This is a genomic window from Spirosoma arboris, assembly GCF_009754945.1.
Taxonomy (GTDB): domain Bacteria; phylum Bacteroidota; class Bacteroidia; order Cytophagales; family Spirosomataceae; genus Spirosoma; species Spirosoma arboris.
Window position 1 is genome coordinate 86509 of the sequence record NZ_WPIN01000018.1, and the last position, 13752, is coordinate 100260.

At 46.6% G+C, this 13752-nt stretch carries 10 protein-coding genes; 4 read left to right on the forward strand and 6 right to left on the reverse strand.

What is annotated here, in order from left to right; translation table 11 throughout:
• Window positions 1-194 precede the first annotated feature (194 nt).
• From GO755_RS32520 to dprA, 5 genes are all read right to left on the reverse strand, one after another.
• Window positions 195-1319: a sensor histidine kinase gene (locus GO755_RS32520; protein ID WP_157589615.1), complete on the reverse strand. Its 1125-nt coding sequence runs from the start codon at window positions 1317-1319 to the stop codon at window positions 195-197.
• The gene (locus tag GO755_RS32525) at window positions 1316-1906 is read right to left on the reverse strand and encodes a chemotaxis protein CheB (protein ID WP_157589616.1); all 591 of its coding nucleotides are present in this window, start codon (window positions 1904-1906) and stop codon (window positions 1316-1318) included. The genes GO755_RS32520 and GO755_RS32525 overlap by 4 nt, the downstream gene beginning before the upstream one ends.
• A complete protein-coding gene (locus GO755_RS32530; protein ID WP_157589617.1) occupies window positions 1903-2730 on the reverse strand; it encodes a CheR family methyltransferase in 828 nt (275 codons plus the stop codon). The genes GO755_RS32525 and GO755_RS32530 overlap by 4 nt, the downstream gene beginning before the upstream one ends.
• A gap of 3 nt (window positions 2731-2733) precedes the next feature.
• Entirely contained in the window at window positions 2734-6186 is a 3453-nt protein-coding gene (locus GO755_RS32535) for a response regulator (protein WP_157589618.1), read from the reverse strand.
• A 420-nt stretch (window positions 6187-6606) separates the two neighbouring features.
• Window positions 6607-7725, reverse strand: a complete 1119-nt coding sequence (dprA, locus tag GO755_RS32540; protein ID WP_317166007.1) for a DNA-processing protein DprA — start codon at window positions 7723-7725, stop codon at window positions 6607-6609.
• A gap of 255 nt (window positions 7726-7980) precedes the next feature.
• Between dprA and GO755_RS32545 the strand changes: the two genes are divergently transcribed.
• From GO755_RS32545 to GO755_RS32555, 3 genes are read left to right on the forward strand one after another with little or no spacing between them, the layout of a single operon-like run.
• Window positions 7981-8859 carry an oxidoreductase gene (locus tag GO755_RS32545; protein WP_157589620.1) on the forward strand — a complete coding sequence of 293 codons (879 nt, stop codon included), beginning with the start codon at window positions 7981-7983 and terminating at the stop codon, window positions 8857-8859.
• A gap of 21 nt (window positions 8860-8880) precedes the next feature.
• Window positions 8881-9714, forward strand: a complete 834-nt coding sequence (locus GO755_RS32550) for an SDR family oxidoreductase (RefSeq protein ID WP_157589621.1) — start codon at window positions 8881-8883, stop codon at window positions 9712-9714.
• A 16-nt stretch (window positions 9715-9730) separates the two neighbouring features.
• Window positions 9731-10537, forward strand: a complete 807-nt coding sequence (locus tag GO755_RS32555) for a helix-turn-helix domain-containing protein (RefSeq protein ID WP_157589622.1) — start codon at window positions 9731-9733, stop codon at window positions 10535-10537.
• 7 nt (window positions 10538-10544) lie between these two features.
• On the opposite strand, the gene GO755_RS32560 is transcribed toward GO755_RS32555, so the two are convergent.
• Window positions 10545-10904, reverse strand: coding sequence for a MerR family transcriptional regulator (locus GO755_RS32560; RefSeq protein WP_157589623.1), 360 nt, complete (start codon window positions 10902-10904; stop codon window positions 10545-10547).
• Window positions 10905-11044: 140 nt separating this feature from the next.
• Here GO755_RS32560 and alaS point away from each other — a divergent pair, with 140 nt between their 5' ends.
• Window positions 11045-13702, forward strand: a complete 2658-nt coding sequence (gene alaS, locus GO755_RS32565) for an alanine--tRNA ligase (RefSeq protein ID WP_157589624.1) — start codon at window positions 11045-11047, stop codon at window positions 13700-13702.
• Window positions 13703-13752: the final 50 nt, after the last annotated feature.

A 13752-nucleotide genomic window follows, 5' to 3' on the forward strand; every position in this document is an offset into this window, starting at 1 on the left:
ACAAATAATCATTTGTTGGTCTTGTGAAATTAACTATATGGTTATATTATCTTAATAAGGTAAACAAATTGTAAAGATAAGGTGTTCGTTTTTATTATGAGCTTCCATAAATTAATTTTACGGTAGTTAATTGCTTCAACTAGCTACTAAAGTGCCAAAATAATAAAGTAATGGTACACCTACCCATATATTGATTACTTGGTCCATTCGACGTAAAAAGTGCTCCCCTGATGGGGTGGGGAGGTGACCCAGACGTTACCACCCTGCTCTTCTACCAGTAATTTCAGAATGGATAAACCAACGCCGGTGCTGCTTTCAACCGTTGTCGTTGTATCGGGATTCCTGGCTGATTTCTGGAATAAATTAAAAATCATATCTTGCTCATCGACAGCAATTCCCGGGCCATTGTCACGTACGTAGAACTCGACATGATTCTTGAAATCCCGATAGCCTATTTCTATTAGCCCCTCAGCCTTATCGTTGTATTTGATGGCATTGCTGATCAGATTCTGCAATACCTGCTGGAGTTTTAATTTTTTTGTCCGCATCACGGGCAATGGTCCATGAATCTGGATGGTGATGTGCTTAGGCGGGAACAGTAGCCGGGCAATCTGTTCGACCAACTCCTGGACATCGACTTCTTCGATAGTCTGTTGATCAATACTCGTGCGGGAATATTCGAGTAGCGAATTGATCATATTCGCCATGTAAAACGAAGCCTCCTTGGAGTGAGAAATATACTCCAGAAGTTCATCCTGAATGCCCTCTGGATTCTCGGCCGCCATTTCCAGCAGCGACATGGCCCCAATAATACCCGTTAAGGGGGATTTTAGATCATGCGCCACTACGTAAACAAATTTTTCCAGCTGCTTATTAATCTGTTCAATCTTCTGCACGCTCTGTTTTAAGTCCTGCTGATAGCGATACAGACGCTCAAAAACATTCACTTTTGCCTTGGTCACATTGATGTCCAGCGGTTTTTGCAGGTAATCGACGGCGCCTTCGCTAAAGCCTTTCATTACGTATTGTTCATCTTTACTGATGGCCGTCACGAAAATAATGGCGATGTCTTTGGTGCGGGGATTTGATTTAAGCAGGTGAGCTACTTCAAAGCCATCCATGTCAGGCATTTGAACGTCCAGCATAATTAAGCCAATCGACTCATTTTTAAGTACTTTTCGGAGCGCATCACTGCCCGAAGTAGCCTTCAAAAAGGTTCGATTCTCAGTGGCCAGCATGTCTTCCAGTGCCAGCAGATTTTCTTCCCGGTCGTCGACCAGTAAAATCGTAAAGCCATCGGGTGAATGGTTGGATATCATTTTTCTATAGGTTGAAGTATGGTTTGTAGATAAGTCTTTATTTGGTCAGGAGTAAGAATACGCACTCCTGGATTTTGCTCAGCAGCTGCCTGAGGCATCGCTGGATAGTCGGCGGTAGCGGGTTCCTGAATAATACCCGCACCTCCCGTCAACAGAATACGTTCCAGTCCATCGGCTCCATCTCGATTGGCCCCACTGAGTAGAATAGCCGTGACTCGGTTTGTATACACACGAGCCACACTCTCGAAGGTAACATCGATTGAAGGGCGACTGTAGTGAACGGGTTCTGAATAATCCAGACTAAACGTCTCGTCGGATTCGATCAGGAGATGGTAGTTCTGAGGGGCTAAATAAACGTAACCCGACCGGACAGGGTCTTTGTCGTTGGGTTCGCATACCAGAAGGCTCTCGTCAATATTAAGGAACAGTTTATATAACTCACTGGGCGTATTTTTTGACCGGTGCACCACCAGGATAACCGTGCCGCTGAAGGGCTTGGGCAGCGATTGTAACACGTCGGTTATAACCGGAATGCTGCCAGCCGAGCCGCCAATAACTACTATGCCGATATCGTGCGTAGCCTTCATTGTTTCCGACGGTAAATACGAGTGGGTAAACTAATCGTTTCAAATTGTGTGCGCACGTCGGCCGTTTGAATCGACTCTTTAGTGCCAATTGCCAGATAGCCTAAGGGTGATAAACTATCATGAAACAGCTGGAAAACCCGGTTTTGTAATTCGCGGTCAAAGTAAATGAGCACATTTCGGCAACAGATCAGTTGAAATTCGTTAAAAACCTGATCGACAGCCAGATTATGCTGGGCCAGTACGATGTTCGTCCGGAATTCTTTTCGGATAATAACATGATCGTATAAAGCGGTGTAGTAAGACGAAAACGCGTTTTTCCCGCCCGCCTGCATATAATTATCGGTGTACGCCTTCATCTGTTGCAGCGGAATGATCCCCTGCCGGGCCTGTTCCAGATTGGCAGGATTCAGGTCGGTGGCGTATAAGCGGGAACGTTCCAGTAAACCTGCTTCGGCCAGCAAAATGGCCATCGAGAACACTTCTTCGCCTGTGGCACAACCCGCATGCCAGATCTTTATAACCGGATAAGTAGCTAGTTTAGGAAGTACTTTTTCCCGCAGATCCCGGTAGAATATCGGATCACGAAACATCTCTGTTACGTTGACCGTCAGCGATTGGAGAAACCAATCAAAAAATGATTTGTCGTTTATCAGACTATATTTTAGCTCATAGGTCGTTTTCAGGCCAGCCTGTTGCATACAGCGAAGTACCCGACGCTCCAGCGAAGCGCGCGCATAATTGCTGAAATCATACCCGTATTGCTGATGAATAAGGTGTATAATTTTCGCTAGTTCTTCGGCTGTTAAAACAGGGTGTTGACTCATATGCTAGTGGGACAACCAAACACGCATTAAGGAAAATAATTGGCTTTTATCTACGGGTTTTGCAATGTAGTCGGATGCACCGGCGTCAATAACTTTTTCGCGGTCGCCGGGCATGGCCTTAGCCGTCAGCGCGATAATGGGTAATTTATGCAGGTTTAGTTCGGTACGAATGCGCCGGGTAGCTTCGTAACCATCCATTTCAGGCATCATAATGTCCATCAGTACAATGTCTGTATCGGTATGTCGCTGAAGCATCTCCAGCGCTTCCCGGCCATTATCGGCCGTTACAACGTTCATGTGGTGTTGTTCCAGGAGGGTGCTGAGAGCGAAGATGTTACGGATGTCATCATCGACCAGCAGGACTTTCCGCCCTTCCAGATTTTTGCCGGTTAACTCTACTTTTGACTGAGGAAGTGGCTTCTTTTTATCTTCCTGAACTTTGTACAGAAACAGTTCCAGTTCATCCATAAGGCGGTCAATGGATTGCGACGACTCACGGATAACGACATCGGATAACTTTTTGAGTTTGAGTTCATTAGCCGGACTCAAGTCTTCATCGATGTAAATAATTACCGGCATCGAATGAGACACGAGTGCCGAGCGCAGTTGACGCAGCTCCTTAATGCCATGTTTTAAATCATGACCCATATCCACGATCAGACAGTCATAAGTCTGTTCGGTTATTTTATGCACGACTTCTTCGTCCGTTAATACGTAATCGCATTCCAGTTCCAGATGGCGCTGTTCGATCACATGCCGGAGGGCATCATCTTTCAGGTAATTGCCCGATTGAACCAGCACTTTTTTTACTTTACCACTTAATTGGGTGCCAATTAATGTGAAAACCTGCTCCAGATCATTGGCGCTGACGGGCTTCTGAATATAGGTCAGAGCACCATCGCTGGGAAGCCGCAGATCGTCCATACCAGATATGATATGCACGGGAATATGCTTCAGAGTTTCATCACTTTTCAGCTCGTTCAGGATTGACCAGCCATTCACGACCGGCAGTTGCATATCCAGAATAATTGCCGAGGGTTTGTAGGCACGGGCCAGCTTCAGCCCTTCGTCGCCCCGACTTGCCAGAATGGTTTTATACTGACGACTACGGGCAAAATCGCGGACAATACGTGCGAAAATAGGGTCATCCTCAATAATCAGCATGACCTGATCGTCTTTCTGTAGCGTATGCCGATCGTCCTGTTCCGGATTGCTGGATGCATGTACAACCACAGGTCCAGGCTTCGTCGTTACCAGACTGGGCTGGCTAATTGGTTGGGCAACCTGGGGCGACGATTGGGTGCCGATTAAGGGAAGGACAAGCGTAAATGTACTACCCTTTCCTAGTTCACTCTGAAGCTGAATTTCCCCGTTTAGCAGTCGAATCAGTTCCCGTGTAATGGAAAGTCCTAAGCCGGTACCACCGTATTTCCGGCTTGTCGACCCATCAGCTTGCTGGAAGGCGTCGAAAATTAACTGTTGCCGATCGTCTGGAATACCAATTCCGGTGTCAGTTACAGAGATGGCCAGTACCTGATTGGCTTGTCTCAATACCTGATTGGTTAGTTTGATGGATGGTTTTTCTGACCGGAATGAGAGCGTTACGGAGCCATTTTTCGGCGTAAACTTGAAGGCGTTCGACAGTAAGTTTCGAATGGTCTGCCCAAGCCGTTGTTTATCCGTATGGATAATTGCAGGAACGGCTTCATCCACCTCTGTATGTAACGCAATTCCTTTTTGGTCAGCAACAACGCTGAAGAGTTGCTGTAGATCGCTAACAATACTGCTGACGGAGACTTGTTCCAAATGCAACTCAACTTTACCCGCTTCAATTTTGGACAGATCCAGAATATCGTTGATGAGTTCGAGTAAATCAGAGCCTGATTTATGGATCACATTTGCATAGTCTATTTGCTTGTCTGTCAGATTATTCGGTTTGTTTTCGGCCAAGAGCGAAGCCAGAATCAAGACGCTGTTTAGGGGCGTTCGTAACTCATGTGACATATTGGCCAGAAACTCGGACTTGTATTTACTGGCTTCTTCCAGTTCGCGGGCCTGACTAACGAGAGCCTGGCGGGTTACTTCTATAGCTTCGTTCCGTTCCTCCAGCTCAGCGTTGGTTTGGCGGAGTTCTTCTTCCTGCACCCGTAACTCTTCTTCCGACGCCTGTAAGCTTTCGGCCTGAAGTGTTAACTCTTCGTTTGTCTGCCGTAATTCCTCCTGCTGATTCTCCAGAATTGCCTTTTGCTGCTGTACCTGCTGAAGCAATTGACTCATTCGCTGCCGAGCCTGAACAGTGCTTAAGGCAATAGCAATATCGTTGGCTGCATCTTTTAACAACGTAAGATGATTGTCGGTCAATGGTTGAAAACTGGCCAGCTCAATTACCCCTTTCAATTCTGTACCGTACCATAATGGAACGCAGACGACTTGCCCCGGTACAGCTTGCCCCGCTCCCGATTGTATAGCCCAAAAGGTAGTTGGAACATGGTTGATAACGGATAACTCGCGCTGAGTGGCCGCTTGCCCTACCAGACTTTCTCCGATTGCATAGGACTGGGGAGTATTGACTGGTAAAGCCACTGACGCACTCAGTTGGAGTCGTTGGTCACTACCCTGCTCCTCATAAAGGTAAAAGCCAGCAGCAGGGACATTCAGGTAGTGGCTAAGTGTTTGAATCGAATTTTTTGCGACAGATTCGGGAACCTGAAGATTTTGTAGCGCTTCATTTAGCGCCGTCATGCCCGTCAATATCCAGTTTCGATTATCACTGACCTGGTTAAGTTGTTCAAGTTCAGAGACATTGCTATGAAGTTGATCGGCCAACTGTCGATGGCGTTTAAACTCCTGAGCGTAGAAGTAGATAAGCGTTAATGCCAGCGCGCACAGGATAGTTGCTGCACTAACGGCTCCTTTGGTAAGCATCTGAATGAGCGCACTCATCCGCTCCTCCCGCTGGTTTAATTCGCGTTGTGCTTCACGAAGAATCTGACTGAGTTGTTGCCTGCTGGTGTTTACTTCTGTGGCTTCCAGCGTTTTGAATTGGCCTGTATCGACAAAGTTATGCTGTTGACTATTTGTATGTTGTGTGCTTCGGATTTGAGCCAGCCGTTGCATTGTCTGTTCAAGCTGAAGCAGTCGCTGTATCTGTTGTAAGTCATTTGGCGAGTCCTTGAGTTTGGTAAGAATCTCCTTTGCCTGCTCCTGCGCTGTTGAGTAGGCCAGTAACAATGACTGATTATACGTGCTAAGGAATGCCCGATGCGCTAATTCAGCATCATCAAGCAGATTTTCCAGCGTTAGTAATTGCTGAATCTGTTTGTTTTTACCCCTGGCCCATTGCGCTTCTTCCTGCTGATCATGAATGGTATGGAAAAATAATATACCAATCAGTGAACCTGCCAAAATCAGAAAGATGCTACCCAGGTGTAGCTTATTGACAAAAGAAATAGTCATAAAACAGTAGGGACAATAAGTAGGTATGTGCGAACTACTAATTGTCTCATTGGTTGCGATAAAGTAAGTGAAACTAGTGTTTAATATACCTTACCGAAAAGGTAGTATAGCAAATGATTAAAATAGTTAATAGAAAGTTTACTGTAAATTGTATTTGTATAAGCAAAAAGCAATCCTACTTGCAAAAGTGAGGATAGTTTTTTGCTTTTATTTGCAGAAGGGATGATCTGTTGTTTGTTAGGCGTTTATTTTAAACTAAGAGAAATTACATTTTTAAGCTAACTAGTGTAGCTATATTTATGAGTAGTTTTCTGGTAAATATACTCAATAATTGACAATATAATAGTAGTTCTAATTGAAAAAAGGTAACTTTTAAGGTATAGTTTAGTGGTATTATTTTAAATTGATTAGTAGTTTAGTTTATACATAAACAACGGCATACTTTTTGCCGGGTAGCGAACGCACAAATCCCCGGAATTCCAGATTGAGTAGGAGAGAGGCCAGCCGCCCCATTGGTATCTGACTTTTCCAACTTAACTCATCGATATGCAGATCATCCGACTGCCTTAGTAAGGCCAAAACCTGACTTTCTTCTTCGGTGATATCGACGGGCAGCGGAGGGGCTATTTTTTTTCGGGAAGCAGATTCATCTGCTGGTGTTTGGTCCCAGTTAAGCGTTTCGATAATGTCTTTCGGGCTGGTATAAATTTGCGCTTTGTTTTCCCGAATGAGCTTATTGCAACCCGCCGAAAAGGCTTGATTTAACTGGCCAGGCACAGCAAAAACCTCACGATGGTAATTATTGGCGTATTCGGCTGTAATGAGTGCTCCCCCTTTGGCCGCTGCTTCCACAATGATGACTACATCACTCAAACCAGCAATAATCCGGTTTCGGGCCGGAAATAGATGCGCATCGGGTTTAGTACCGGGTTGACTTTCGGTAAGCAAACCACCTTGTATGAGCATTTCCTGGGCAGTTTTCTGATGCACATTTGGATACACAATATCTAATCCGCTGGCCATGACGCCCACTGTAGCTAACCCATTCGCTAAACTAGAACGATGGGCGGCAATGTCGATTCCATACGCCAGTCCACTAATAACATTGACGCCAAAGGGTGCCACCGCTTCAATGATCTCATTCGTAATGCGTCGGCCATATTCGGTGGCTTGTCGGGTACCAACTATGCCAATTGTCCGTAGACTATTCAGATTGCCCGCACCCTGAAAATAAAGTAGCGCTGGGGCATCATAAAGTGTTTTGAGTCTGGTCGGGTAGCTTTTATCGGTATAAAACAGTGCTGTTGCCCCCATTTTCTCTAACCGATTTACCACTCGCTCGGCTTCTGTTAGCGCACCCGATTTCAGAATAGCCCGAGCTGTCACCTCGCCAATGCCGGGCACTTTCAGTAATCGCACGAGCGGTGAGCGAAGCACATCGGTAGCAGAACCGCAGTAACTAATCAGTTGACGAATTAGAATGCTGCCCACGCCGGGAACGAGTGTTAGAGCAATTTGGTGCTGGGTATCGGTGGACACGTAAATGAGATTAGGGTTATTGGTTATGTTATTACTAGACATTTTATTTATGAATAGTAACTTATCTGGCATGCAAACTTCCTCTTTTTTGGGGATTTATCAACCTGTAGCGTACTTGGCAAAGCACGGAGCCCGCAAATTCAATCGAAGACTCTGAGATTAAGATGAGCGTTTTAACAAAGTAACTTTGAGCGTTTCAACAAAGCAGGGCGGCCTGATTCGATGGACCTTTGTCAAAAAATAAATTCAACGACAATGTCAAAAGTTTGGTTTATCACAGGTAGTTCCAGAGGGTTAGGCCGCAGCCTGACCGAAGCCGTCCTAGCCAAAGGCGATCAGGTTGCTGCAACCGCCCGCAACCCAGACCAATTAAACGATCTCATCGAAAAGTATCCCGATCAACTCTATCCCATCCGGTTGGATGTGACTGCTAACGATCAAATCATAGCAGCCGTTACTGATGCGGTCACGCATTTTGGGCGAATCGACGTATTGGTAAACAATGCTGGCTTCGGTATTATTGGTGCCGCCGAAGCCTTTACCGATGAGCAGGTGCGCAGCCAGTTAGAAACGAATCTCTATGCTCCGATCGAGATAACCCGCATTGTATTGCCTTATATGCGGAAGCAGCGTTCCGGCCGTATTCTGCAAATCAGTTCTGTAGGCGGGCGGGTAGGTAATGCCGGGCTAACGATGTATCAGGCTGCCAAATTTGGATTAGGTGGTTTTAGTGAAGCCCTGGCCAAGGAAGTGGCTCCGCTTGGCATCCTGGTCACTTGTGTAGAACCCGGCGGTTTTCGCACCGATTGGGCTGGTGCCTCCATGAGCTATGCCCCACAAGTAGCGGGTTACGAAACAACCGTCGACCAGCGGGCCGATTTCTTTAAAGGTGGTTCTTTTGTGCCAATGGGCGACCCCGATAAAGCCGCGAAGGTAATGGTCGATCTTGTTGATGACCCTGAGCCACCCATCCATTTGGTATTGGGCAGTGAAGCCATCGGTATTTTAAAGCAGGCCGATGCGGCCAGACAGGCCGAGTTGGAAAAATGGTTGCCGGTTAGTCTATCCACCGACCATGATGAAGCCGTAAATTTCCTGGATACCACACTGGGAAAATCATTCACCAAAGCGTAGTTTTTTGATAGACTTATCAGCATGAGTAAGACAATATTGATTACCGGAGCATCGTCCGGCATAGGTAAGGTGGCGGCCCGGAAATTCGCTAACGAAGGCTGGAATGTCATCGCTACGATGCGCAGTCCTGAGAATGAGCAGGAATTAACCCAGCTGAAAAATGTTTTAGTGACGAAACTGGATGTGCAGGAATCCAGTACCATTGAGCAGGCGATAAACGAAGGAATCGAACGATTTGGGCAGATAGATGCGCTGATCAACAATGCCGGATACGGGCAAAATGGTTTGTTCGAAGCGATGACGCCTGAGCAGATTCAGCAGCAATTTGACGTCAACGTATTTGGCGTGATGAATGTGACTCGGGCTATTTTACCTTATTTCCGTCGACAAAAATCAGGGCTGATTCTGAACATTAGTTCGGGGGCTGGGCGTTTTACGTTACCACTGCTTTCTATGTATTGCGCGTCCAAGTTTGCGTTGGAAGGCTTTTCAGAAGCGCTTTCTTTTGAGCTGTCAGCCTTGAATATTATCGTGAAAATCATCGAACCGGGTGGTACGTCGACTAATTTTGGCAAGGTTACCCAGGAGCAGTTCGCTTATAATCCTGAACTTACTGACTACGATGAATTTACGAAAGCTGCTGGTAAGCTCTTTGAGGGCCTGATTGCCCAACGATTGGCAACGGCTGATGAAGTAGCTGATGTTATTTACACGGCAGCAACGGATGGTACCAACACTCTTCGTTATGTGGTTGGCAATGACGATTTCAAAAAGCGAATAGCGGCCAGAGCACAAATGCCCGATCAGGTTTACGTTGACTCGGTGCGAGAGAGTTTTATGAAGTTTATGCCGTGAGGTAAATTGATACCATATGCTCAAACTGGAAGAAAAACAGCGCTTATCGCAAATCGTATATTCCTGCTACTTCACCCGAAGTAGGGAAGGTGAACAGTTCATACCGGAACATGTATTCAGTTACCAGATTGCTGGTACGCTCACCACGAACGATGGTCATAAAGACTACACATTTGGCGAAGGAGATTTTCGGTTTAGCCGCCGGAATCAGCTCGTAAAATTTTTCAAGCAACCACCCGAAAACGGCGAGTTCAAATCCCTGTCCATTTACCTTGATCAGGAAACACTGCGCAAGTTTAGCCTTGAGTATGGATATAAAGCAGAAGCCCATCAGGAAAACGATGCTGTCCTGGAATTAAAGCCCAATGTGCTTTATAAAAGTTTTATGGATTCGTTGGTGCCTTATCTACAAGAAAATCAATCTGTTAATAGGGATCTACAGGCGCTGAAATTGAAAGAAGCGATCCTGATTCTACTACAGGCAAATCCGGAACTAAAGGATATTTTGTTTGATTTTTCGGAGCCGGGTAAACTGGATCTGGAAGGTTTTATGAACAAGAACTATCACTTCAATGTGGAGCTAAAGCGTTTCGCTTATTTGACCGGGCGAAGTCTGGCGACATTTAAGCGGGATTTTGAAAAGATATTCCATGCGTCGCCCAGCCGGTGGTTACAGCAACGAAGGCTACAGGAAGCTCATTATCTGATCAAAGAAAAAGGCAAAGCACCATCGGATGTGTATCTGGAATTAGGCTTTGAAGACCTGTCCCATTTTTCGTTTGCCTTTAAAAAAACGTATGGTATCGCGCCGTCAAAAATCTGAAAGCGTATTATTCTTCCGTATGCTCCACTTGCTCCTGCGGCTTATCCAGGCCGTCGCGCAGTTGAATCAGAAACGATTTTATCTTTTTTAGCTTACTGATGTAGCGAGCATTTTCCTGACGTCGTTCATGTTGGGCTTTTAAGAACTCGCGTGCACCTGGGAGGGTGTATTTCTGCCGGTCAATTAAGTCGAGAATTTCAGTCAGGTGATCGATGTCAGCCTGGGTATACACCCGGTCGCCAGAGCGGTTTTTCTTGGGTTGGAGCGTGGGGAACTCCTTTTCGTAATAGCGTAGTTTAGAGGCATTAATGCCGAATTTTTCGGCCACTTCTTTAATGCCATAATACAATTTGCCAGAGCCTTCCATATCACAAACTTGCTGACGTTCGGCTAAACCTGCAAGTTTTACCGTAATTTTGTGGGTGTAATGGTAAGTTATAAAGTGGTAAGTCGTAAGTAATTAATACGAAATCACTTACGACTTACCACTTTATAACTTACCACTTTATGACTTCCCACGAAATACGTCGGCATTTTCTCGACTTCTTCCGCTCCAAACAACACCTGATTGTTGCTTCGGCCCCGCTCGTTGCCAAAAACGACCCTACGCTGATGTTCAATAACTCAGGCATGGCGCAGTTTAAAGATTTTTTCCTCGGTAATGGTACTCCCCCGTCCAAGCGAGTAGCCGATACACAGAAGTGTCTGCGCGTATCGGGCAAGCATAATGACCTGGAAGACGTAGGGTTTGATACCTATCACCACACTATGTTCGAAATGCTCGGCAACTGGTCGTTTGGCGATTATTTCAAGAAAGAGGCCATTACCTGGGCGTGGGAGTTGCTGACAGAAGTGTACAAACTACCGAAAGATCGACTGTATGTGTCGGTGTTTCAGGGCGATGAAAAAGACAATGTCCCCTTTGATCAGGAAGCGTTCGACCTTTGGAAACCTATCGTTGGTGAAGACCGGATTATTTACGGGAATAAGAAGGACAACTTCTGGGAAATGGGCGACACAGGCCCATGTGGCCCATGCTCTGAAATACATGTAGACTTGCGGTCTCCTGAAGAAGTAGCCGAAAAGCCCGGTAAGGATCTCGTCAATGCCGACCATCCACAGGTTGTTGAAATCTGGAATTTGGTATTCATGCAGTTCAACCGGAAAGCCGATGGTTCGCTTGATCCACTGCCTGCCCGCCATGTCGATACCGGCATGGGATTCGAGCGGTTGTGTATGGCCATTCAGCAGAAGAAATCGAACTACGACACCGACGTTTTCTCGGGTACGATTCACGTCATCGAAGAGCTTTCGGGGCTGAAGTATGGCGCTGGAACTGGTATGGCCGATGTAGCGATGCGTGTCATTTCCGATCACATTCGGGCTGTGTCATTTGCCATTGCTGATGGGCTGGTTCCATCCAATTCGAAGGCAGGTTACGTTATTCGGCGAATTCTGCGTCGGGCTATTCGGTATGGTTATTCGTACCTAAACCTGACCGAGCCGTTCATGACCAAACTCGTTCCCACGTTGGCCATGCAGTTTGCCGATGTTTTCCCCGAACTAAACGCCCAGCGCGATTTCGTGGCAACAGTGATTCGGGAAGAAGAAATTGCGTTTTTACGGACTTTGGGAACGGGCTTAGGCCGTCTTGATCAGATCATTGGCGATCTTGCTGGAAAAGACACGAAAGAAATTCCTGGCGAAACCGTCTTTGAACTAAACGATACGTTCGGTTTTCCCGCTGATTTAACCGCGTTAATTGCTCGCGAAAAGGGCTTGACAATAGATGAAGCTGGCTTCCAGAAAGCCCTTCAGGAACAGAAAGCCCGTTCGCGGAAAGATGCTACGTCATCGGCAGGTGACTGGATCGAACTGGCTGAAACGGATAAAGTTGAATTCGTTGGTTATGATCAGCCCGAAGCCTATGCCCATATTGTGAAGTATCGCAAGATTCAGAACAAACAGGGAACGCAGGTGCAGGTTGTTCTGGACAAAACGCCGTTCTATGCTGAATCAGGCGGACAAATTGGCGACACGGGTGTGCTCGAACTCTTCGCTGGTTCAGATCAGATTGGCACATTGACGGTGCTGGATACCCGGAAAGAAAATGACCTTAGTATTCATATTGTTCAGGACGTAACCGGTATTGACGACTTGCTGGCTGAAGCGGATACCGTTTATGCGGTTATCAACACGGCTCGTCGGGGACTGATTGCCAGCAACCACTCGGCCACCCACTTGCTGCACTCGGCTCTACGCGAAGTGCTGGGACCGCACGTAGGCCAGAAGGGTTCCTACGTTGGTCCCGATGCTCTGCGCTTCGATTTCTCGCACTTCACTAAAGTAACCGACGAGCAACTGGCCGAAGTGGAGCGTATCGTAAACGAGAAAATTCGTGAGGACATTAAGCTCAATGAGAAGCGTAATGTACCGATTGCAGAAGCTAAAGAATTAGGCGCAACGGCTTTGTTCGGTGAGAAATATGGTGATTTCGTGCGCGTTATCACGTTCGATCCAAACTACTCGGTTGAACTCTGTGGCGGCACGCACGTGCCAGCAACAGGACATATCGGTTTGTTCAAATTCACGGGTGAGGGTTCCGTATCTACGGGTATTCGTCGGGTTGAGGCCAAAACGTCGGCTGGTGCCGAAGCGTTAATCAACGAGCAGATGGCCGTTGTGAGCGAATTAAAAGAATTGCTGAAAGCGCCCAAAGACATTGTCAAAGCGGTACAAGCTCTGCTTGATGAACGGACTGCGTTACAGAAACAGGTTGACGCGTTGCAGAACGAGAAAGTTCAGCAATTGAAAAACCAGCTGTTGGATAAAATAGAGGTTGTCAACGGGCATTCTCGTCTTGTTGAGCGGGTCGACGTTCCAAATGCCGATGCACTGAAACAGTTAGCCTACGATCTGAAAGCCAAAGTGGATAATCTTGCGGTTGTTCTTGGTGCCGATATCAACGGCAAACCACAACTGGCCGTTATGCTACCGGATTCACTAATTCAGGGTAAAAATCTGAATGCAGGTCAAGTGGTGAAAGAACTGGCTAAAAACATCAAAGGTGGTGGCGGTGGCCAACCTTTCTTTGCTACAGCGGGCGGTTCCGATTCATCGGGACTCGATGCTGCGCTGGCGCAGGGGAAAGAATTGTTGGGGTAAAATAGAATAATGTCAGCGCATTAAATTGGAATACATTGTTGTGTGACCCC